The sequence below is a fragment of the Mesorhizobium sp. M0626 genome (assembly GCF_040320665.1).
GTDB lineage: Bacteria > Pseudomonadota > Alphaproteobacteria > Rhizobiales > Rhizobiaceae > Mesorhizobium.
On record NZ_JAMYQD010000025.1, the window covers coordinates 1 to 22,433 of the forward strand.

The window sequence follows — 22,433 nt, forward strand, 5'->3', positions numbered from 1 at the left end:
GGGCCTCACGCCCTTTGAATACATCTGCAAAATCTGGACAAAAGAGCCCGAACGATTCAGGCTCGATCCAACCCATCAAACCTTGGGACTAAACATCTAGTGAGACGCGAGATTCCTCAGCACTGGATAGCAGATCCAGCGCTTCCCGAACCTAACGGGCCTCGACTCGCGAATCCCAGCCGACCAGCACGCGCCGTGGAGACGGAGTCGCCTCAGCCGCCCTCCGGCACGACAAGCACCGGCTTTCCGGTGTCGAACAGGGCAGCCGTTGATAACAAGAGGACCGACGTTAATGTGGTTGAGAAGTGCGGCCGACGTTGTCAGATCGTTGCAGAGCGCCCGCTGTCGCACCGCGTCACCGATGCTTCGCAGTTCGCAATATCGACATCATAGCACCGCCACGTCGCTTTCACTAGTTTGTGAATTTCCCTGGATGTTTTTTCCCAACTGGCCGTGTCCTGTGAAAATCTCTTTGCCTGTACCGTTGTTCCAGTGCGGCAATGGCGTGTGCGCATTGTCCAGGCCACTTGGGGATGCCACCGCCTAGCGGCCGAGGCGAGCATCACGAGCGGCGGAGGCGACATCACCAGTACGGAAAGATACGCGCCGACTTCGGCACACAAGCCGGCAGCTTTCCTGACATCCTGATCGGAGTGGTCAACTCCCGTCACACCGAGTACGCTTTTGAAGGCCATCTGACTGCTCTTTCTAAGTATGTCGTATCTGTAGGCCTAAGTATGTCGTATCTGTAGGCGCGTTTCGAAGCCGCAAGGCTTGCCCTTAGCACGACGGAGATGGGGTGGCACTACATCTTCGCTGTTCGGCCGTCCGGCCACCCGAGCGAGTGGCACCGCACCGATGCCTATCCGCCGTCAGCTTCAGGCTCAACGTCCTCCTCCTCCAGCGAGTAGCCGTCGGACCTGATGGTTCGAATGACGCTCCCGGCCGACGTCCTCTCCAGCTCCTTTCTGATCCGGCTGATATGGACATCGACGGTGCGTTCACCGACATGGATCTTTTCCCCCCAAGCTGCGTTCTTTAACGCGACTCGGCTGAACACCATGCCGGGAGTCTCGAGCAAATGCCGCAGCAGCTTGAACTGGATCGGTCCAAGGTGGATGTCCTGGCCGTTACCATGGACTCGGCGGGCATCGACGTTCATCTCTAGCCTGCCACAGCGGAGCCAGCTGCCGTTTTCGATCCCGTTTGAACCCGGCTTTGGCAGCGCCAGCTTCGTGCGTAGACAGTCGAGCAGCATCACCGGCGCGAAGGGCCGCACAAAGCTCTCGTCAATGCCTGCCTTCAAGAGATCGAGGTGCTGGTTTTCGGCGCCGGGCGCGATCAGCGCAATAACCAGCAGGCCTCTGTTCCGGAACTCCGCCTTGAGCTGGGCACAGATGGTGGACCCTGTCGAGCTTGCCGGCTGGCAGTCCAGCACCACGGCCTGCGGCTCCCGTACACTGGCTAATGCCAGCGCTTCTTCCACGCTTCTGGCCAGTTCAATCCTGAAGCCATCCACCCCCAGAATGTGGCTGTAGTGCAGATACAACTCCGCACCTTGCGAACAGATCAGGACCAGTGGCTTCATCAGCGCTACCCCAGGAACTACATCGGCCTCGACCGCCTCGACTGAGAGGGCTGGCGATCGCATATCCTCGAGCCTGACATGATCCCCTTGATCGAAAACCGGTTCCATCACGCCCGCGCCACCTCGGGATAAGCCTCAATGGCTGCGGTGGCATCGCCGGCCAGTTGAGTACCGGCCGCGGCGAGTTTCCAGAACGTCTCGAAACCGAACCGGTGGACGTCGCGCAGGGTTTTGGACAGAACGACCAACCGCCCGGCCGTGAAGAGCACGCGCCCGAAGCCCTCATGGCTTATCTCAATCATCGGCGATGCCATCAGGCCGGAGCGTTCCTCAATCGCAAGCCCGACGGCGGTGTAGAACTTATCGAGCCTCCACAGCACGTCCGGATCGGGATCGCCGATGATTGGAATTGCTCGGCGCTGTTCCCTGGTGATGATGAAGTCGCCCAGCAGCTCGGCGTCCGATTTGCCTTCCCATGACCCGTGGGAATCATTGGCACGGATCAGCCGCACGAGGCATTTGGCGAACGGGGTGGCAAGGGCGGCCGCCTCGTCCTCGGTGGCGGCAGGGCTAACAGCGGCTTCAAACATTTCGCCCACTCCTCATTTCAGCTTTCGTCCTCGAAGGAGGGTTTCTGTTCAGCGACACCTGCCTGCGCCAGCACCTTGCGCAGCCAAGGGGGAGGACACGTCCTGAGCATCATCTGCGTGCGCAACAGCACCTCTTGGATGGTCTGGGGCTGCGGCACTTTGATCGGATGGATCTTTGCGGAAACAAGTTTGGCTGCCGAAGGTCCGCCGATCGCCAGACAAAACAGGAGATGACAGCCCTTTAGCGCTTCGACCTTCGGGGTGATGCGGTCATCGCCCTCGATTCGATGCTTCCCGCTCTCGTCGGAAACGTCATCGAAGGCCACGGCTTCCACGAGATTCCACTCCTCGCGCATCACGTCGTAGACAGCAAAGCGCCTGGCCGATCCGAAATGGGCGTTGAGGTTCATCATGTCCTGCGTGGCGATCGCCACGCGCAATGCGCCCGCCTGGCGTTCCGGCGTCGGTGCGTGAACCTCGTCAGTGACGAGCGAGAGGCGACGGACGGAGCTCATCTGGGATTTCTCGCTTACGGAGTGGATCAAGCGCCTCAGGCGTCGGCGCTCGCCCGTTGGCTTCGAAAATGTTGGCAACCTCGAAGATCAGGTCGCGGGTCCCCTGGTAGAGGATTGTGAGCTTGTGCTGGGCCCCGAGCCGGTCGAAGATCGGGAAGCCGACCCGCATGAGCGGAATGCCGAGGCGCTGCGCCGCCTGGCGGCCGTGGGAATGAGTAACGAGAAGATCAGCGCCGGCGCCAAGCGCTTCCAAATCGCCGAGATCGCCGATCTGAACCGACTGCGCCGGCACTTCCTCCAGAATTTTCGACATAGCGGCCGTTGTGACCGCCGCCGCGATTTCGGAGCCCATGCCGATGAAGAAGCTCGCGAGTTGGTAGAGTTGGTCTGGTTCAGCAGCGATCGCAATTTTCTTGCCTCCAAAGTGGAAATGTCCGTCGAGCAACGCGTCCTGCAACTGCGCCCGCCGACGGCGCACCCCAGCCGGCGCCGCTTCGCCCGAAACTGCGGACAGCAGCGATACGAACCGGTCGGCGTCCCTCAATCCAGTCAACGACCGGAACAGCACGTAAGACACCCCGGTCAACCTCTGCAGCACCTCGGCCGGGCGGCGCATATGCTCACCGATGACGATGCATTGCTCGGCCGTGCCAAGCTCGCGGACATCCTCCACGCTGGTGCCGCCATAGGTAGTCGTGACCCAATGGGCGGGCACGGTACCGTCGAGCGAGCCGGAGACGTCCGGCAAAATCACCGGCTGCAGTCCAAAGCTTTCAACCATCTCACGCAAATGCTCGATGTCAGCGACAGTCAGGTTCCAGCCTGGCAGGATCACGATCTTCTTCGATTGCCGCGCCTGCTCGCCGGGCCGTGTAATCCCTTCGATCATCGCGGTGACGGCTTTGGCCCAGCCCTCTTCGATCGCACCATCGAAATCTGGTGTGTTGGCCAGCACCACCTCCGTACCCGCGAGTTCTTTGGTGCGCTTCAGCCTGATATTGGCGATATCGCCTGCGCAGTCTTCGCCCCGGGTTTCCACCAGCGCGGTCGTGCAAACCCCGATCAGCATTGGCTTTGTGCGGGCCTTGAGGTTGAGGATCGCCTCTTCCAGATGGTCTGCCCCGCCGAGGATCGTTGCCACCTCGTCCATCGCGGTTGTCTGCAAGGGAATGGCTTCCTTGAAATGTCGCACGAAGAGCACGAGCGCGAAGCTGGTGCACCCTTGGCTGCCGTGGAACAACGGCATCGCGCCGTCGACGCCAAGAAAGGCCAAGGCGGCACCCAATGGCTGCGATGACTTCAGCGGATTGACCGCCGCCGCTTTGGTCTGGGGAAGGATGCGGACCATCGGCTTTCCTCAACAATCGCCGAAATTACCGGCCGTCGTGCCGGCGAATTCCTGGACAACATGCAAGGTCGGGGTCTCGCTTTTCGTGCGCGGCCGTTCCTCCCTGGCAGGCTGGCAATCCCATGGTGCCGGCTCCCGCACCTGCGCCCAGATCGGGTTGTGAATGGCGATGTCGATCTGGCGTACGAGTTCCACCATGCCGTCATAGCCGGCGTAAGGGTGTTGGCGCTCCTGGTTGATATCGAGCCATGGTGTCTTGGCCTTCAGGGCGATGAACTGCGTGCGCCCGCCCGACAGCATAATATCGGCCTTGCGTTCTGAGAGCATGGCGTAAAGCTCGCGCGCTGCCATCTGCTCGAATATATGGTTGTCGTCCTTGAGGATCTGCTTGATCCGCTCCTTGTCTTCGACGGTCGACTTCTTGACAGAGGTGCCGACGATCTCGATCCCGATCTCCATCAGCGCATGGACGACCGACCAGGACTTCACGCCGCCGGTGTTGAGCAGCACGCGCTTGCCTGCGAGCCTCGGCCGGTAGGCCGCTAGCTTCTTCCCGGCGATCGCCTCTTCCTCTGCAATCAATACCTCGGTGCGGCCGAGGATCTCCGGATCAGCACCCTGCTTTACGAGCAGCTCAGCGATGTTCCGGAGTGCATCCGAGGTATCGGTGATGCCGTAGAAGGAGCCCTCGAAAAACGGGATGTCCCAGCGCTCGTCCATTTTGCGGGCGAGATTGATGAGCGCGGTCGAGCACACCACCATAGCCGCCCGGGCGCGGTGCGCGCAGGCAATGTCGACGTAACGGGCGTCACCCGGAATGCAGGCGCGCACCCGGATCCCGAGCCGATCCAGCAGCGGCTTCACCAGCCAGAATTCGCCCGAGAGGTTGAATTCGCCAAGAATGTTGATGTCGTAAGGGCCGGCATCGTCGGGCTCGAGCGTGCCGATGACATGCTCGAGCAACGCCTCGCCGGCAAGCTTGTTGCCGAGATTCTTGGAGCCGACGAAGCCCGGCGCATTGACCGGTACAACCGCCAAGCCGTACTTTTCCGCCGCGCGCTTGCAGACGGCCTCGATGTCGTCGCCGATCAGCGCCGTCACGCAGGTCGGATAAACGAAGATCGCAGGCGGCCCATACGCTTCCTTGATCTCGAGGATCGCTTTGAAAAGCTTCCGCTCGCCCCGCCCCATCACAACATCGAGTTCGGTGAGGTCGGTCGTGAAGCTCGTGCGCCACAGCGTTGGCCCGGACGAAGCCGCACCGCGGTTGTCCCAGGAATTGCCCTCGCAGGCGAGCGGCCCATGGACCAGGTGTGCGACGTCGGTGATCGGCTGCAGTACGATCTTGGCGCCATCGAAGGCACAGCCGCCGGCCGCCGCCCCGGGGGTCAGTGGCTTCGAACAGCCCTCCTTGCGCGCCTTGGCATCCTTGCCGCGGTTCTGCTCGCAGGCGGGCTCGTTGAAGACATCCTGGATTTTGGCTCTGAGCAAGGACATTGCGTCGGTCTCCAAAGTCCCTCGGGAAGACGACCGGCCAAAGCCGACCGTCATGCTTAGCGGGTGAGGTCATACGAGTAGTCCGTCACGCCCGTCTCGCTTGTCTCGCGATCGAGCTTGTCGAAGATCTTGTCGAGGATCGTCGTCAGGACGCGCAATCCGCCTTGGTAGCCCATGAGCGCAAACCGATGGTGATGGTGGCGGTCGAAGATCGGAAACGTCAGCCGGATCAGCGGCGTGCCCGTGTCGCGCTCCAGATACTTGCCATAGGAGTTGCCGATCAGCAGGTCCACCGGCTCGGTGAAGAGCAGCGAGCGCATCGCCCAGAGGTCCTTGCCCGCCCAGACTTGAGCACCGTTGCCGAAGGGCGATGATGCAAGCAGCTCCTTCAACTCCGCTTCCCACGCCGAGGTGCCGTTGGTCGCGAGGCAATGGGTCGGCTCGCCGCCCGTCTCCATGATGAAGCGGGCCATGGCGTAGACAAAGTCCGGATCGCCGTAGATGGCGTATTTTTTACCGTGCAGCCAGGATTGGCTGTCCGCCATGGCGTCGACAAGTCGGCCGCGCTCCAGGCGGAGTGCTTCGGGGATTTGCTTGCCGGAAATCGCGGAGACCTCCGTCAGGAAGTCGTCGGTCGCCTGAACTCCGAGCGGGTAATGGAACGAGGCAGTCGCCTGCCCTACCCCCTCGCAATACTCCAGTGTTTTTCGGGTGTTGTAATGCTGTAGCGAAAGTGTCGCCTCGGCGTTGAGTGCCTTCCTCACGTCTGCGATCTTCGTGCCGCCGTCATACATGCGGTATTCGCCGTCGGACGGCGTGTCGAACTGGTCAGAGGCGTCTTGGATGAAAGTATAGGACACGCCTATCAGATCGAGCAGGCGCTTGAGTTCCCGGTTGTTGCCAACACAGAAGCCGTCGAAACCCGGAATGACGTTGATGGTCCCCTCGGCTTCCGTTCGCTCCTCGCCTTTCCAGAAATGCTCCAAAATGCCCCTGACCGCAACGTCATAGCCGTCGACATGGCTGCCGACAAAGGCCGGCGTGTGGGCGAAGGGCACGTCGAAGTCGCGCGGGACCGAGCCTTCGTCCTTGGCGTTCTCGATGAAGCTGTGCAGGTCGTCGCCAATGACCTCCGCCATACAAGTGGTCGAGACGGCGATCATCTTCGGGTTGTAAAGTTGGTACGTGTTGGCGAGCCCGTCGACCATGTTCTTCAGGCCGCCGAACACTGCCGCGTCCTCGGTCATCGAGGAGGAAACCGCCGAAGCAGGCTCCTTGAAATGGCGCGAAAGGTGCGAGCGGTAATAGGCCACGCAGCCCTGGCTGCCGTGGACGAAGGACATCGTTCGCTCGAAGCCTGCGGCCGCGAACACCGCGCCGAGCGGCTGGCAGGCCTTGGCGGGGTTCACCACCAGGGCTTGGCGAGCAAGGTTCTTTTCGCGGTATTCCCACGTCTTGGTGAATTCGCCTTGGTCGGTAACGATCTGGTCCGGGTGAGGACATTCGAAATTCAGCCTCTTCTCGGCGAGCATCTGCCTGTATTCCGGCTCGCGGAACAGGGGCGCGTGGTCGAGAACTTTTTCAGCCGACTGCGGCATGGGTGGTTACCTCTTTCCATCTGGCCCGCCATACGGCGGCACAGGGACGTCGAAACGTTTTCAGGTCTCCCGCGGACAAGCGGCCACAGGCGTTCGCGGCCTCCCGGCTTCCGGGAAGCCAGGGTTTCATTCGGCTGCGATCGCCGCCGACGGCTCGGCTTTTTTCTTCCAGGGGGCGTCGTAGAGATTCCAGACAGGGTTGTTGATGGCCAGGTCCATATCGCGCGCGAAGATGGCGAAGCCGTCGTAGCCATGATACGGGCCGGAATAATCCCAGGAATGCATTTGACGGAACGGTATGCCCATCTTCTGGACCGGGTACTTTTCTTTGATGCCGGAGCCCACGAGATCGGGACGGATCCCCTCGATGAACTTCTCCAGCTCGTAACCAGTTACGTCGTCATAGATCAGCGTGCCCTTTTTCACGTAGTGGCCGGTGCGCTGATAGTCGTCGTTATGGCCAAATTCATAGCCAGTGCCGACGATCACCATGCCCAGGTCCTCATATGCGGTGACGACGTGACGGGGGCGCAGCCCGCCGACATAGAGCATCACCGTCCTGCCTTCGAGGCGCGGCCGGTACTTGGCTATGACCGCCTCGACCAGCGGCCGGTATTTGGCGATGACCGCCTCGGCCTTTGCCTCGATTTCCGGCCCGAAGTGCTTGGCTATCTTGCGCAGAGAGGCTTCGGTCTGGGAGGGCCCGAAGAAATTGTACTCCATCCAGGCGATGCCATACTTTTCCTCCATGTGCCGGCAGATGTAGTTCATCGACCTATAGCAATGGATGAGATTCAGTTTCGCCTTTGGCGCTCGCTCTATTTCGACCAGGGTAGCGTCGCCCGACCAGTTGCCGACCACGCGCAGACCCATCTCTTCGAGCAGGATGCGCGAAGCCCAGGCGTCGCCGCCGATATTGTAGTCGCCGACCACATTGACATCGTACGGGCCGGCTTCGAACTCGAGGTCCTTCTTCTCGAACACCCAGTCGCGGATCGCGTCGTTGGCGATGTGGTGGCCGAGGGATTGCGAGACGCCGCGGAAGCCCTCGCAGCGCACCGGCACGATTGTCTTTTCGTGCTGCTTGGCCTTGTTGCGGGACACAGCTTCGGTGTCGTCGCCAATCAGGCCGATCGGGCATTCGGATTGCACAGTCATGCCCTTGTTCAGCGGAAAGAGTTCCTCGATCTCGTCGATGATCCGTTCGAGCTTCTTGTCGCCGCCGAAAACAATATCCTTCTCCTGGAAATCGGAGGTGAACTGCATGGTGACGAACGTGTCGATGCCGGTCGTGCCGACGTAGTAGTTGCGGCGCTGAGACCAGGAATATTGCCCGCATCCGACCGGGCCGTGCGAGATATGGACCATATCCTTGACTGGACCCCACACCACGCCTTTCGAGCCGGCATAGGCGCAGCCGCGAATTGTCATCACGCCGGGGATGGACTTGATGTTCGATTTGACCTCGCATTCGGAAAGGACCTCGCTTTCCTCGCCAGCCTCGTCGCCGCTTTTTGCGACGCTGAGGTGCTTTTTGCGGCGCTTCGCCGCCTTGTCAGGATATTGCGACAGCACTTCCTCGATAAGCCTCGCATGGAGGCCACCGTCATTCTCGTATTCCAGGCTCATGGGACCCCTTTCAAGGTTCAGGGTGACGCCTCACCGACGAGGCGCCGTTCTTTGAAAGACGCACCAGATCAGGCGGCGCCTCATGTCGGCAGCGGTCGCTACTGTGCGGCCGCCTTAGCCGTTTCCTTGACCTGAAGCTCGGCAAGCATCTGCTCGTCCGTCTTCATGATGCCGAAGTCGAGCAGCATGTCCTCGAGCTCCTCCATGGTGATCGGGGTCGGGATGGTGCCCTGGCCCGAATTCCCATGGATCTTCTCGGCCAGCGCCCTGTATTCCCCGGCCTGCTTGGAGTCCGGCGCATACTGGATCACAGACATCTTCCTGAGCTCGGCGTGCTGGACGATGTTGTCGCGCGGCACGAAGTGGATAAGTTTGGAATTGAGCCTGGAAGCAAGCGCCTCGGCGAGGTCGAGCTCGCGGTCGGTTTGGCGCTCGTTGCAGATCAGGCCGCCGAGCCGCACGCCGCCCGAATGGGCGTATTTCAGGATACCCTTGGCGATGTTGTTGGCGGCATAGAGCGCCATCATCTCGCCGGACATGACGATATAGATTTCCTGGGCCTTGTTCTCTCGGATCGGCATCGCGAAACCGCCACACACCACATCCCCGAGCACGTCGTAGGAGACATAGTCGACGTCGTCGTAGGCGCCGTTCTCCTCGAGGAAGTTGATCGAGGTGATCACGCCGCGGCCGGCGCAGCCGACACCCGGCTCAGGGCCGCCCGACTCCACGCATTTGATTCCTTTGTAGCCGACCTTGAGCACGTCCGCGAGTTCCAGGTCTTCCACCGAACCTTCCTCTGCCGCGAGGTGCAGGACCGTATCCTGCGCCTTCGCGTTCAGGATCAGGCGGGTGGAGTCGGCTTTGGGATCGCAGCCGACGATGAGGATTCTCTGCCCGAGATCGACAAGGGCGGCGAGCGTATTCTGGGAGGTGGTGGACTTGCCGATGCCGCCCTTGCCGTAAAAGGCGATCTGACGCAAACCTGACATGTAGCTTTCCTTCCTTCGTTCCATTCATCGCGGCTGCCGCGACATGAATGCCGGTCGGGCAGCTCTAGCCGCCTCGCACCTAAGGATCTCAAGACTCATGCCAATTTGCCTGATCCAACCGAAGAATAATTTCGGGTTGCTTTTCAGGGGTTTAGCTTGAGTTCCAAGAAAGATCGTCGGAACAGCCCGTGTAGCGGACGCGACATTGGCGACACAAAGCGTCGGATCGCGATCCTCAGTCACCGCATTCGGTTGAACCGCATCGTTGTATTGAGGTGGAGGAACAGCATCTCGACCCTCTGCGGCATGCTGCGAACTCTTCTGTTCCGGCGAGCTGACGTGCTTCGTCTCTCGTGTCCTCGTCGACACTGCGTAGAATCTTGCGCGCGACGGCATACCATCGGTCCGCGGCCACTCATCCGGTCCCACAGGCGGATAGTCCCGCTATATCAGCAACCCGAGGGGTCTCGGCTCACCTGTCGGCACAGGAGTTCAGTACCGGCGTCATCGCCTTCACATGTTCGTCGATCCGCTCGAGCACTTTCGCAGCGACAAGGTCGCGCTCAGGCAGATGCCACCAGTGTTCGTTGACGAGTTTGACCGTCTCGACCACTGCCTTTAGGACTGCTGGCTCCGGAAGCCGTGCACGGTTCGCAAATGCTTTCCATCGCGGTGCTGCTAGCGCCTTAAACGAGCGCTCTCCTCCAAGCGACAGCGCCAAGGCGTCGGCGGGAATGTATGGCACGGTGGACAGGACGTCGTAGATTGGTGCAAGCGCCGGCTTGTCGCCGTTACCCGGATAGATCAAAGACCAATTCTTCAGGTGCATGTCGCCATTGCCGGTGATGACGGTCAGTGCCAGGCGGCGGACGAACTCGAGAGCCGCCGTAGGCGAGACGGCGACACCAAGAGCCAAGGCTATGTCGTGATAAGCAGCCCCCTCATATTTGCGCGACGGGTAGACACCGAAGACCTGAGCGAAATCCTCGATGTGTATCCTCCCGCCACCGGCGCCGCGATCGAAGCGTTTGACGAGAAGGACCTTGCCTTCCGACAGCGTATTGAATTCTTCGGGAACGCCCTCAAAATCGGACTTCTCGACCAGTTCGCATTCAGGAACCTGCATGCCGATTGCTGCTGCCAGCGCCAGGTTGGCGAATTCGTTCTCGGAAACGTCCGGAAAGGCCGTCGACGGGAACTTGGCGATGTACCGGCCCTGCTCGTCGTCCATCGGCAAGGTAAGGCCGCCGCCTTTTCCAGTGTTCTTCATGACCGACAGTTTCATCTGCACGCCGGCAAGCGAGAACCGTGCCTTGGGCTTATCCTTTGAAGCATCCTGTGACACCGCTATCGCGCCGTCACTGGGCAACGCCCGTACGGCTCCCGGCAGATCGGCGCCCAGCGCCGCTAAAAGGTCGAAATCATTGCCTGGCCGCACATTGCCTTCGTGGTGCCTTTCCATCGCCTCGCGCAATTTCTCCTCCGGCAGGAGGTTCGCGAAGAAAGCGGGCAAGGCGCCCGCCATAGGCTTCGGATCTTTCCGCAATCCTCCCGTCGCTGCCCGGAACGACAGGCTGAGAACCGGAAAGCCGCCCGTCGCGCGGTAGGCCTCATCGAAGTTGAATGCATTGAAATCACCCGGCGTCCTGACGATTGTGCCGATCTTCACTGCGTTCAAGAGCACGTCCAGGGACGGGATCGTCTTAGGTGCGCGAAAGACTGGGGCCATGATCGTCATCGTCAGGTTGAGAAACAAAGGCGGGTCGATCGTCATCATCATGCGGACGCAATAGAGCCTGGACAGCCGGAACCATGGCTTGCGGAACCAGCATCATTTCCAGACCGAGCGCGCGAGCGATATTCATGAGCGTCGTCGCACGCGCGGCTGCGGCTCCCTTTTCGATGTCGCGATATCGGGGACGGGATATACCCGCCAAATCAGCGACCTGCTCCTGCGTCATGGCAGCGGCCAGCCTCGCCTGCCTGAAAAACCCACCGATTTCGCGCAGAATTTCCGATTGAGAGTCCATATGATACGTAAACGATCCATTCCAATGCTAGATGATATGGCAGAGTACCTTATCCAGCGATCGAGTCAACACGATATGATCTGTTCGCGTATCATGCATCAGCTTTATGATACGAAAAGAGATCAATTATCCTGCATTTAGCGCCGCCCGACGATGGCGCCGTCCGAAACGGACGCCCGATCAGCGCTCCGAAATCATCGGACGTTAAATCAAGGCGGTCCGGCAGCTGAAATCGCTCGTCTCTTCTGGTTCATACGGCCGGCCGCGCTGACTGGTGTCAATGTGGATCGCTACTCGTTCATTGCAATGGCTTTGCACCATCTGCTCCTGCCGGTCTCCCGCGGCAACTGGTGTTCCGACCTTTCAGGGGCTCAGCGCGGTTCGCGTGACCGATCATCCTGGATCAAGCACGGACATAGCCGTCGAATACCGCTTTACTCTCGGCTGTCCGTTCGGGCATGGCGGGGCACCTCCCTGATCACGAAGCAGCACCCGAACAAGCCCGCGACCAGCGCGAATCCCCCGCTTCCGAGACTTTCTCACTCAGTAAACTAGGCGCCCGCCGCCACGTGCGCGCGACGCCTGCATCAACCGGCGGGCAGATGCGCCGAGGGCAACAAGCGCGCCTGACGCAACGCGGCAAGATCAGCCGAGCCGGTGCAGAAGCAGGCGACGGCCAACTGGCGGATGACGATCTCGAAATGCGCGACAACTGCCTCGGTGGATACCGTAGCCGCGCGCAGCACGCCGGCTGCCTGCCCGGCGATGTCCGCGCCGAGGCGGATAGCCTTGGCCACGTCGACGCCGTCGCTGACCCCGCCAGACGCGATCAGCTTCACCGCTGGCAGCGCCCGACGTACCGCCTGCACGCTGGCCGGGGTCGGGATCCCCCAATCGGCGAACGCCATCGCAACTGTACGGTCGGCGGCATCGGGGGCCCGCTCGCCCTCCACCGCGGCCCAACTGGTGCCGCCGGCGCCGGCGACATCGATCACCGCCACGCCCGCCTGAACGAGCGCACAAGCCACCGAGGCAGAGAGGCCCGACCCCACTTCCTTGGCCACGATCGGCACGCCGACGCTACGTGCGGCGCGAGCGATCTGGGCCAGGACGCCGCGCCAGTCGCGGTCGCCCTCCGGCTGTACCGCTTCCTGCAGCGGATTGAGATGGACAATGAGTCCATCGGCCTCCAGTGCATCCACCGCCCGGCGCGCGAGGTCCAGGCCGTCGGCCTCGCGCAGTTGCGCGGCGCCGATATTGGCCAGCAAGGGAACGTCTGGGGCCAAGCGGCGCAACGCGCGCGTCAGCCCCTGGGAGTTGCGGGATTGCAGGCTCACGCGCTGCGAACCGACGCACATGGCGATCCCCAAGGCTTGCGCTGCCTCGCTCAGATGCCGGTTGATGGCCTCGGCGCGTTGCATGCCCCCAGTCATGGAGCTGATCAGCAGAGGCGCGCGCATGGTCTTGCCCAGCAGCGAGGCGCTGAGGTCGATCTGCGTCAGGTCCAACTCGGGCAATGCGCAGTGTTCGAAACGGATGTACTCCCAGCCGGTGGCCTTGGCCCGTGCCGTTCGCCGATTCAGCACTATGTCCAGATGGTCGTCCTTGCGCCGGCTCAAGTTGGTGTCGCTGATGCTCGCTCCATCCGCGTCATCGGGCGACGGCGTTGCGTCGGGTCGGACCGACGGCAGCGCGCGCACGCCGCCGTTTTCCGCTCGTTCAGGCCGGCGCACGCTGGGCTGCCCCCGCAGCGTCGCTGCGGTAGCGACTGTTTGAGGTCTGGTAGTACTGCACGCGGATGGCCGCCATGGCTTCGATCAGCGGTCCCCACGGCGGGGGAAAACGTTCTTCCGCCATCACCCGGTGCAGCATGCGTGTGTGGCCGGCCAACTCGTCATTGAGGAACTCCACCACAGGCATGGCCGGATAGCGCTGCAGCAGCAGGATCGCAGCGTTGTCGGCCTCGCCGGCCGACCTATCCTTTTCGCGTCCATGCAGATCGTTCTGCAAGCGCCCTATCGCGGAGATGAGCCGCAGGACCTGGCGAAACGCCGGATGCGCGCGCAAGGTCGCCATGTCCAGCCCCCACAGCAACGACAGGCAACAGAACACGTTCGTGTAGGCGATCGAGTCCACGCCGTTCTGCAAGTACTCGGCGTAGGACCATCGCTCCGCCCCTGCCGCCTGCGCGTGCCCGGCGCGCAGCGCCGCGCAGTAGCACCGGGTATCCTCGAGAAGCTGGGCATAGTCGCGACGATCGTAGGCGAGCGCGGCGAGCGAAGCGCGCAGCACAGCACAGCCCTCGAATCCTGGTAGCGCGCACGGCAAGCCCTGCCCCAGCGCCTGCTCCACCGCGGCGAGCTGCTCCGGCGCGATCAGGTCAAGGTCGTTGCAATCGTCCAGCCAGAACAGCAGCGCCAGTTCGCGATAGAACGCCACGATCAGCGTTTCGTCCAGCGGATCGCGGCCGGTGCGGGCGCTGGTGTCGCGCAGGCTCGGCTGGATGCGCTGCAGGATGTACTGGCCGCCCCGGACTGCTTCCACGGCATGCTCGTCGGCGAACCCGGTCAGGGAACGCCCCCACTCTAGCACCTGCTGCAGCGCGCGATCGGTCGGGATCATGGCCCGGCTCCTGCTCCCTCGGCCGAGACGCGCCGCCCCCAACGAAGCGCCAGCCACAACCCGGCGAGTTCGGCCACGCGCACCACCCGGGTGGGGCAATACAGTTCCTTGCCGATCCACAGCGGCGTCTTGGGCAGTGCGTGCGCTGCGTGGCGGCCGAGCATCCACTTCAGCGCGCGCGCCACCGCCTGCGCGATGCGCCGTCGCCCTGCCGGCTCTTCGGTCCCGTCCATCACGTGCAACGCGAACAGCGCATAGGCGGTTTCCTCGAATGTGGACGCGCGACCGGCGCCCCAGCCGCCGTCGTCGCGCTGCGTCTGCAGCAGCGCTGCCAGCGCGCGCTCGTCGCGCCACTGGGGCTTGCCTTGCGCCAGCGCAGCTACCGCATGCGCGGTGGGATACAGCCACGAAACGTGCCATTTTTCGTTGTCCCATAGACCGTGCGGGTTGCGATTGGCCTCGACGTAGGCGCTGGTGCCGGCGGCGGGCTTTCCCAAAATTCGCAACGCATGCAGGGCATGGATGTTGGTCGACACCGAGGCATTGCGCTCGCCGGGGAAGGTGACGAAGAGCTCGCCGGTTGCGAAATGGCGCAACGCGTCGACCGCCGGGTCGCGGCCTGCAAGGCGAAGGACGCACAACGCAACTGCGGTGTCGTCCGCATCGGCCGCGAAGTGCAAGGCCGGGCCCAGACCGCGCGCTCCGAGGCGGGCGTCGAGCTGCGCGATGATCACTTGCACCGCCTCGGCGAAAGCGGGATGCGCGAACAGACCGGCCAGATGCAAGGTGTACAGCGACCAGCATGGCTCGAACACATTGATAGGCCAGACGTTGGGAACGACACCTTCGATGCCGCTGCGCGTCGCCCGCGATGCCGCCTGCAGATACCCGTCGGCGCGCCCGACCTGCGGCGTGTTCCCCTGTGTCACGGCGTGGGCACGCCACGCGGCGGTGGCCGCTGGACTGATGCCGATGCTGCCGTCGTCGTCCGGGCATGCGGTGGCCGGCGACGTCCCCCAGGCTTCCCAGGAGTGCAGCAACGGATGGCCGCTCGGCAACGTCGCCACAGCCCCCAGCTTGACCAGGCGTGCTTGCCGCAACGGTAACAGCGCCGGGTGGCGCGGAAACGCCAAGCCGCCCAGCAACGATGCGGCCTCGTCGCACAACTGCGGCAGGATCAGCTCCGCGCCGATGGGCGCGTCTTCCGGCACCGCATGCGCGTAGGGATCGGGCTGGCGCTCGAGGAACCGGATTGCAGCCTGGACTGCGTCGGCAGCGCCGGGAAGAGGATCGGCACGCTGCAATGCCAGCAACGCCGCCCACGTGGGCGCATGGCGAAACAGCGGGAAGTCCGCACTCCCCCATCCGCCATCGGCCTGTTGCTGCGCGATGAGCCACGCGTATGCGTCGTGCCGACCGGTGACGTTGCCGTGGAACTGCAGAGCTCGCGCCGTGTCGTATACGGACGGACCGACGCTGCCGCCGTCGCTCATCTCGCCCAGCAGGTGACGCAATTCGGAAAGGATCTGTTCGGACAGCGCGTTCACGCGGTATGTTCCTTCTGCAGAGGGCTAAAGAGAACAGAAACGGGCAGACGCCGCGCACGTCGCCGCCGACACGGACACAGTGCAGCATGCAGCGCGCGCCGGCCGATCGCACCAGCACAGGGGCGAGTCCTTACGGATGGGCCCGCTCATGAGTATGGCGCGGACAGATAGACGTTGGCCCGCTGCAGCATCTGCGCCAACCCTTCCGCACGCGGCCCCAGAGGGGCGATGGCCTCCCCGGCGTCGTGCAACAAGTACAGGGCGAACTGGCGCGCAGCCTGCAGCCCCATGATCGACGCGCAGGTCGGCTTCTGCGCCGCCGCGTCCTTACCGGGGGTCTTGCCAAGAGTCGCGGTATCCGCCGTCGCGTCGAGAATGTCGTCGGCCACCTGCAACGCCAGGCCGAAACAGGCGGTGTAGCGATCGAGCGCAGCAAACAGCGCAGCGTGCGCGGCATCCTCCGCGATGGAGTATAACGCGCCCATGCGAACCGACGCGCGCACTAGCGCTCCGGTTTTCATCCCGTGCATCGCCAGGATCCTGTCCAGCCCGGCGTGCTTTCCGACCAACGACAGATCGATGGCCTGCCCGCCTGCGGCACCCTCGGCGGACACCGCCTGCGCCAGTTCGCGCACGAGCGCGATACGGTTGTCGCCCGGCGCATCCAGGCTCGCCAGGGTGAGGAAGGCGTGGGCCTGCAGCGCATCGCCGACCAGGATCGCAGTGGCTTCGCCGAACTTTACGTGCAGGGTCGGAAGCCCGCGGCGAAGCACGTCGTCGTCCATCGCGGGCAGGTCGTCGTGAACCAGGGTACAGGCGTGCATCATTTCGATGGCGGCACCGACGTCGTCGAGCATGTGCGCCGGCGTGCCCGCCAGTGCGCCGGCAGCCAGACAGAGCAAGGCGCGGGTGCGCTTCCCGCCATGCAAGGTGGCGTAGCGCATGGCCGCCATCAGCTCTGTCTCACCGTCGTCTTCGGCGCAGAGCAGACGCGCCAGCGCCTGTTCGACCCGCTTTGCGCCGTCCTGCATCCAGATCTCCGGGAGCAGCCCGCCAGATGCGCCGCGCGCCTGCGCGCCCAATCCGCCGGATGCGGAAACGCCGATTCGGTCGCGTGGAGTGGAACCGGTCTGCATGTTGTTGATGTCCTTGTAGCTGAGACGGCCACGGCGAGCGCAAGCCGTTACGGTGTTGCCGGCGTCACACCGAGCGCGTGCGCTGAGTGCAGCAATGCCGCGCCTCGCCGGCGCCGCTGCCTTGCCACACGGGGCATGCTATGCCAGCTCATGAGAAGCCTATGCGGATTGCCATGGACGGATGTGCGGTCGGGTAATAGCGCCGGCCTTTTTCGACGTCACTCAGCAACTGCGGCCGCACCCCGGCCTTGTGCATGGTCAGCGCCAAGGCGATGCAGAACTGCACCATTTCCAGCCATACCAGGTGGTAGCCGATGCAGACGTGTGGGCCGGTACCGAACTGCAGCATGTCCACGGGCCGGATCGGCTCTGTGCGAAGCAGCCACCGCGCCAGGCGGAACTGATCAGGCGCCTCGTGCAGCAGCGCCGAGGTCGAGAAATGCAGCAGCGGGATGCATAGATGGGTGCCTGCGGGAATGCGCCGTTGGCCGAGTTGCAATTCCTGCAGCGCGCGACGCGGCAGGAGCGTGGTCGCCGGATGCAGGCGCAGTGTCTCGCGGAACAGCGCCTCGGCGACCGGACACTGCGCCAGGTCCGCGTGCCGGGTTGGCACCGCGCCCACGCGTTGCGCCTCCTCAACCAGGGCGTCCCACAGCAGAGGCTGCCGCGCCAGCTCGATTACAATCCAGGCCATCGTCGAGGCAGTGGTGTCGTGACCGGCAAGCAGCAGCAAGCGAATATTCGCGACCAGGACGTCATCGGAGAGCGGACCGTCGCTGCAGTCGAAGGCGCTCACCATGTCGTTGATCAACCCGGTGCGCGCGGCTTGCGCGCGCGCGTCGCGGACGAACTGGCGCAACTGCGCGTCGATCCAGTCGCGGGCGGCGCGGCCGCGCCGCAAAGGCAGTCCGGGCAGGTCGACCGGTGGCGCGACGATCAACTGCAGCAATTGCCGGTACTTGCGATGCCATCCCGGCAGGTCCTGCGCGGGGATTCCCATGAGGCTGAAGATGAGCTTCAGCATCAAGTCGCCGGTTTCGCGCAGGATGGTTACCTCGCCGCGGGCGCGCCATGCCTGCACCCGCGCCCGGATGACGGGCGCGAACAGGTCGCCGATCCCGGCCTGGGTCAGCCCCTTGGGCAAGAACGCTGCCTTGATGGCATCGCGCGCCTGCCGGTGCGCGTCGCCATCCAGGGCAACCAACGTTCCGCCAAGCAATTCGGGCGCGATCTCTTCGATCAGCGCCGAGGACACGTCCTTGTGCTTGAGCAGTGAGAATGCGTCCGGATCCACGCAGGTCATCAGATGTCCGGCAGGGCCGAAATTCAGCCAGAAGTGGCTGCCCAGCATGCGTTCTGCGCGCTGCAGCAGGCGCGGCAGGTCGCAGACAATGGCGGGAAGATGCCCGACCAGGGGGAAAGCGCCAGGCATGACCGGGATGTCGCATCGTAGCCGGTGCCGACGGTTGAGTGGGTTGAGCAGCATGTGCATCAGCAGCGCGCCGCCGCCGCCGATTCGGTGTCGCCGACAGGGCGCGCGGCGCAGCTGTTGCCGCCGTCGGCGTATGTCGGCACATGCGCCAGCATGCCGCCATCGATGCACACGACTTGGCCGGTGATGAACGCAGCATCGTCGGAGAGCAGGAACGCCACGAGTGCGGCAACGTCCTCGGGACGGCCGACGCGCTGCAGGAGCTGGTGCCGACGCAGATGCCGTTGCATGCACTCGTCCAGCTTGGCGAGGAGACGCTCGGTCATGATAAGACCCGGCGCAACCGCGTTGCAGCGGATCTGCGAGTGACCGTACTGGGTGGCGAGCGAGGCCGACAGCATGTTCATCGCCGCCTTCGAGGCGGCGTAGGACGTCTGCGCGGTATCACCGCTGAGCCCCTGGCACGACGACATGTTGACGATCGCGCCACCGCCGCGGGCGATCATCCGTGGGATAGCCTGCCGGCAGCAGAGCAGCGTGCCGCGCAGATTGGTCGCCATGGTCTGGTCCCAGACTGCCAGGTCCAGCTCGAGGATCGCGCGGTCGCGCGGGGTCAGATGCATGGCGCTCGCATTGTTCACCAGCAGGTCGACCCCCCCGAAGTGCCGCTCCGCCGTCTCGAACAGCGCTGCCACCGCCTGCTCATCGGCGATATCCATGGCTATGGGCAGCGCGTGGCCTGCTTCGGCCGCGATCTGGGCGGTGCAGGCGATGGCCGCCGAGCCATCAATGTCGGCCGCCACCACTCTGCCGCCCCCGCGCGCTATGGCGAGAGCGCATGCCTTGCCGATGCCGGCGCCAGCGCCGGTCACCACGGCCACCTTGCCTCCAAACCGTCCCATCGTGTCTCCTGAATTGCATTGGTCTTTCGCGGCATGCCGATCGGCCTGCGCCGGAGAAGGCGCAGGGTCGGCGCTGGCGCGCTCGTCATGGCCAGCGTCGCTTTCGATGACCCGAATGGCGGCGACCGGGCACTGGTTGGACGCAAGCCGCACGGCGGCGTGCAGCGCCTGCGGGACCGTCGCCACGCACACTTCGGCCACCCCGTCCGGTTCGCGCTGGCGAAAGGCGCCCGGCAGCGTCAGCACGCACTGCCCCGTCGTTCCGCACAGATCCTGATCGACCACGACGCGCATCTCAGCCCTCCTGCCCATGCAGCCGCACCGGCAGCGCGCGGAACGTCCTAAGGAACGCGGAGGGCTCCCGGGTCGGCTGCTCGGCCAATGCCAGCGTGGGGAAGCGCGCCTGGATCCGCGGCAGGCTCTCGGCCAACTGGACCCGGGCCAGTTGCGCACCAAGGCAGAAGTGGATCCCATGGCCGAAGGTCAGCATGATCTTCCCGTCGATCGACATGCCAGGACTGGTGCCGTAGAACCGCACGGGATCGAAGCGATCGGGATCGGCGAAGGCGTCCGGGTCGCGATTACCGGCCGCGATCAGCACGCGCACGTCCGCGTTCTTCGGGATCACCACGCCGCCCAGTTCGATGTCGCGCTGGGCGATACGCGGAATGGAGCTGAACATGGCGGGCGCGTCGTAGCGCAGGGCTTCTTCGACGAATGCCTTCACCCCCACGGCATCTCCCTCCAGCCAGTGCCGCTGTTCGGGATTCGCCAGCATAGCCAGGACAGCATGGCCGATGGCCGCGGCAGTGGTGGCGAAGCCGCCCAGCAGCATGCCCCAGAACATGCTGATCAATTCCGCATCCGACAGCATCTCGGCATCGTCGTCGTGTGCGCCGACCAGCATTGACACGATGTCGTGGCTGGAATCGGTGCGCTTGCGCTGGATGAGGTCGCCGAAGTAGGCCTGCACCCTGGCGCTGGCCGCGTCCGCCGCAGCGAGTTGGCGATCGCTGGCGTGCGGGCTCAGGCCTTCCAGAATGGCGCTGATGCCGGTGACGAGGCCGAGAATGTCGTCCCGGGGCATGCCGAACAGCTCGCCGAAAACCAGCATGGGCAAGGCCAGCGCGAATTCCTGATGCAGGTCCACTGCCTCCCCGCGCTCCAGTGCGGGCGCCATGCCGTCCAGGCGCGCTGCGACAATGCGAGCGATGGTCGGCCTCAGCTTGTCGATCTGGCCGATGGTGAAATCGCGCGAGATCAGCCGGCGCAGACGCGTATGCGTTGGAGGTTCCTTCATCGCTAAAGTGGACGCCAGCAAACTTAGCGACAGGCTGGTCGCCGCACGCGGGAAATAGCGCGCCAGTTCGCCTGGTGCCGGCCCCCGAAAAGCATCGCCCGTGGCCTTGAGCGCCCAGTAGATGTCGGCGTGGCGGCTCAACAGAAAGAGGCCCGACGCCGCGCGATGTACCGGATCGTGCTCGCGCAACCACCGCATGAATGGGTACGGGTCCTGAATGCACGCTGGCGACGCCAGTTCGGCGAAGGCGTCCCGGCATGCTGCCGTGGTTTCTTGCACGTCCATCTTGGTCACCTGTTGGTTGGCTGATCTGATCGGCGCGCGGCAGTCGCGCGGGCAATTCGAGGACATCGCGATTCCTCGTGGCGTCCGCGCATCACCAGAGCACCGGGAACTCCACGAACCCGCCAGTGATGATCTCCTTGCGCAACTCCAGTTCTTCGGGCGCCACCGCCAGGCGCAGCGCGGGAAAGCGCTGGAAGATCGAACCGAACACCGCTTTTAGTTCCAGCCTGGCCAGCGCCAAGCCGATGCAGCTGTGCGGCCCGTAGGAGAACGCCAGGTGCGGGTTTTCGTCACGTCCGACATCGAAGATTTCCGGGTCGTCGAAATGGCGCGGATCGAAGGACGTCGCCGGCAAGCCGACCAGCACCTTGCTCTCCGCGGAAACATGCACGCCCGCGATGGTCACGTCGGTCCTCGGATAGCGCATGATGCCGTCCCAGCCCGCGCCCGGCGGGTACATGCGCAGGATTTCCTCCACCGCCTTGTCCACCAGGGATGGATCGCCCACCAGGCGTGCGCGCTGTTGCGGATGGCGGAACATGGCCAGCAGGCCGAATTCGATCTGTGCCACGGTGCTCTCGTGCCCCGCCACCAGCATGCCCGCCGCCAGGCCGATCGCCTCTTCCTCGGTCGCCTTGCCCTGGTCGACCGCCGCGAGCAGATCCGTCAGCACGTTGTCGCCCGGATCCTGGCGCTTGTCCCGCATCTTGCCGCGAATGTAGGTGCGGAGTTCTTCCCAGGCCAAGCGCGACGCGCTTCGCGGGCCGCTTTCATGCTGGTGCGTCATCACCTCGTCGGACAGCCCGGCGAAAAAGGCGTGATCCTCGTAGAGCACGCCCATCAGCGCGCCAATGACCATGGCAGGAAGCGGAAAGGAGAGGTGGCGCCGCAGATCGGCGGGCTGGGGCTGGGCCGCCAGCGTCTCGAACAACTGCGCGACGATCGCCTCCACTTGCTGAGCGAGCTGCTTCACCCTGCCGTTGCTGAAGGACGGCGCCACGATCGTGCGTAACCGCGTATGCTCGCCCCCCTCGTGCGAGACCAGCCATCCTGGCGAACCGAGAATCACCGAATCCGGGGTGAATGCCGCCGGCGGCATTCCCGCGGGCCGGAACGCCGCGTCGGTCAACACCGCCTTGGCCTCGTCATAGCCTGTCACCCACCAGCCTTCGTGCCCGGACGGGAAGCGCACGCGGTGGATCGGACCGTTGGCGCGTAGCGCCAACATCTCGGGGGATGGCTCAATGTGATCGACGCGCCACATCGGCAGCGTCGGCAAGGGTTGTTCGGACATGGTGGCACTTCACTCTATAGCGAGGGCGGAAGGTGACCGGCGGCCGCTGCGGCAGCGAAGACCTAAGACGGCATATAGATGACGTCGTCCGAAGGCAGACCGATTATCAAGAGCGGCTAACGCGTAAC

At 63.7% G+C, this 22,433-nt stretch carries 19 protein-coding genes and 2 pseudogenes; 1 reads left to right on the forward strand and 20 read right to left on the reverse strand.

What is annotated here, in order from left to right:
* Positions 1–100: pseudogene (locus tag NKI37_RS31990) on the forward strand (IS481 family transposase); the annotation flags it as partial.
* A 220-nt stretch (positions 101–320) separates the two neighbouring features.
* On the opposite strand, the gene NKI37_RS27330 reads toward NKI37_RS31990, so the two are convergent.
* From NKI37_RS27330 to NKI37_RS27425, 20 genes and pseudogenes are all read right to left on the reverse strand, one after another.
* Complete coding sequence (locus tag NKI37_RS27330; protein WP_352790095.1) at positions 321–695, reverse strand: hypothetical protein; 375 nt, start codon at positions 693–695, stop codon at positions 321–323.
* 167 nt (positions 696–862) lie between these two features.
* Entirely contained in the window at positions 863–1,696 is an 834-nt protein-coding gene (locus NKI37_RS27335; protein WP_352790108.1) for a response regulator transcription factor, read from the reverse strand.
* The gene (locus tag NKI37_RS27340) at positions 1,696–2,178 is read right to left on the reverse strand and encodes a NifX-associated nitrogen fixation protein (RefSeq protein ID WP_023746021.1); all 483 of its coding nucleotides are present in this window, start codon (positions 2,176–2,178) and stop codon (positions 1,696–1,698) included. Before NKI37_RS27340 ends, NKI37_RS27335 begins: the two co-directional genes overlap by 1 nt.
* 17 nt (positions 2,179–2,195) lie before the next feature.
* Positions 2,196–2,693, reverse strand: coding sequence for a nitrogen fixation protein NifX (gene nifX / locus NKI37_RS27345; protein WP_023746020.1), 498 nt, complete (start codon positions 2,691–2,693; stop codon positions 2,196–2,198).
* Entirely contained in the window at positions 2,659–4,041 is a 1,383-nt protein-coding gene (gene nifN, locus NKI37_RS27350; protein WP_352790091.1) for a nitrogenase iron-molybdenum cofactor biosynthesis protein NifN, read from the reverse strand. The genes nifX and nifN overlap by 35 nt, the downstream gene beginning before the upstream one ends.
* Positions 4,042–4,050: 9 nt before the next feature.
* Complete coding sequence (gene nifE / locus NKI37_RS27355) at positions 4,051–5,538, reverse strand: nitrogenase iron-molybdenum cofactor biosynthesis protein NifE (RefSeq protein ID WP_352790088.1); 1,488 nt, start codon at positions 5,536–5,538, stop codon at positions 4,051–4,053.
* A gap of 56 nt (positions 5,539–5,594) precedes the next feature.
* Positions 5,595–7,136 carry a nitrogenase molybdenum-iron protein subunit beta gene (gene nifK, locus NKI37_RS27360; RefSeq protein ID WP_352562691.1) on the reverse strand — a complete coding sequence of 514 codons (1,542 nt, stop codon included), beginning with the start codon at positions 7,134–7,136 and terminating at the stop codon, positions 5,595–5,597.
* A gap of 126 nt (positions 7,137–7,262) precedes the next feature.
* Complete coding sequence (gene nifD / locus NKI37_RS27365) at positions 7,263–8,765, reverse strand: nitrogenase molybdenum-iron protein alpha chain (RefSeq protein ID WP_023750062.1); 1,503 nt, start codon at positions 8,763–8,765, stop codon at positions 7,263–7,265.
* Positions 8,766–8,863: 98 nt separating this feature from the next.
* On the reverse strand, positions 8,864–9,757 hold the full coding sequence (nifH, locus tag NKI37_RS27370; protein WP_023712801.1) for a nitrogenase iron protein: 894 nt from the start codon (positions 9,755–9,757) through the stop codon (positions 8,864–8,866).
* Between the two features lie 472 nt (positions 9,758–10,229).
* Positions 10,230–11,486 (reverse strand): type II toxin-antitoxin system HipA family toxin, encoded by a 1,257-nt coding sequence (locus NKI37_RS27375; RefSeq protein ID WP_352790106.1) that lies wholly within the window; start codon positions 11,484–11,486, stop codon positions 10,230–10,232.
* Positions 11,461–11,787, reverse strand: coding sequence for a helix-turn-helix domain-containing protein (locus tag NKI37_RS27380; protein WP_352748885.1), 327 nt, complete (start codon positions 11,785–11,787; stop codon positions 11,461–11,463). Before NKI37_RS27380 ends, NKI37_RS27375 begins: the two co-directional genes overlap by 26 nt.
* Before the next feature lie 587 nt (positions 11,788–12,374).
* Positions 12,375–13,478, reverse strand: coding sequence for a type 2 isopentenyl-diphosphate Delta-isomerase (gene fni, locus NKI37_RS27385; protein ID WP_373420165.1), 1,104 nt, complete (start codon positions 13,476–13,478; stop codon positions 12,375–12,377).
* Between the two features lie 28 nt (positions 13,479–13,506).
* The gene (locus NKI37_RS27390; protein WP_023748870.1) at positions 13,507–14,409 is read right to left on the reverse strand and encodes a terpene synthase family protein; all 903 of its coding nucleotides are present in this window, start codon (positions 14,407–14,409) and stop codon (positions 13,507–13,509) included.
* Positions 14,406–15,956 (reverse strand): hypothetical protein, encoded by a 1,551-nt coding sequence (locus tag NKI37_RS27395; RefSeq protein WP_352790083.1) that lies wholly within the window; start codon positions 15,954–15,956, stop codon positions 14,406–14,408. Before NKI37_RS27395 ends, NKI37_RS27390 begins: the two co-directional genes overlap by 4 nt.
* Before the next feature lie 146 nt (positions 15,957–16,102).
* Positions 16,103–17,092 carry a polyprenyl synthetase family protein gene (locus tag NKI37_RS27400; protein WP_352790080.1) on the reverse strand — a complete coding sequence of 330 codons (990 nt, stop codon included), beginning with the start codon at positions 17,090–17,092 and terminating at the stop codon, positions 16,103–16,105.
* A 148-nt stretch (positions 17,093–17,240) separates the two neighbouring features.
* On the reverse strand, positions 17,241–18,584 hold the full coding sequence (locus NKI37_RS27405) for a cytochrome P450 (protein ID WP_352790077.1): 1,344 nt from the start codon (positions 18,582–18,584) through the stop codon (positions 17,241–17,243).
* Complete coding sequence (locus NKI37_RS27410) at positions 18,584–19,426, reverse strand: SDR family oxidoreductase (RefSeq protein WP_352790101.1); 843 nt, start codon at positions 19,424–19,426, stop codon at positions 18,584–18,586. The genes NKI37_RS27405 and NKI37_RS27410 overlap by 1 nt, the downstream gene beginning before the upstream one ends.
* A gap of 168 nt (positions 19,427–19,594) precedes the next feature.
* Positions 19,595–19,738, reverse strand: a pseudogene (locus NKI37_RS27415) (ferredoxin); the annotation flags it as partial.
* Positions 19,722–21,011: a cytochrome P450 gene (locus NKI37_RS27420; protein WP_352790075.1), complete on the reverse strand. Its 1,290-nt coding sequence runs from the start codon at positions 21,009–21,011 to the stop codon at positions 19,722–19,724. The pseudogene NKI37_RS27415 and the gene NKI37_RS27420, both read right to left, overlap by 17 nt.
* Before the next feature lie 91 nt (positions 21,012–21,102).
* On the reverse strand, positions 21,103–22,305 hold the full coding sequence (locus NKI37_RS27425; protein WP_352724013.1) for a cytochrome P450: 1,203 nt from the start codon (positions 22,303–22,305) through the stop codon (positions 21,103–21,105).
* Positions 22,306–22,433 lie beyond the last annotated feature (128 nt).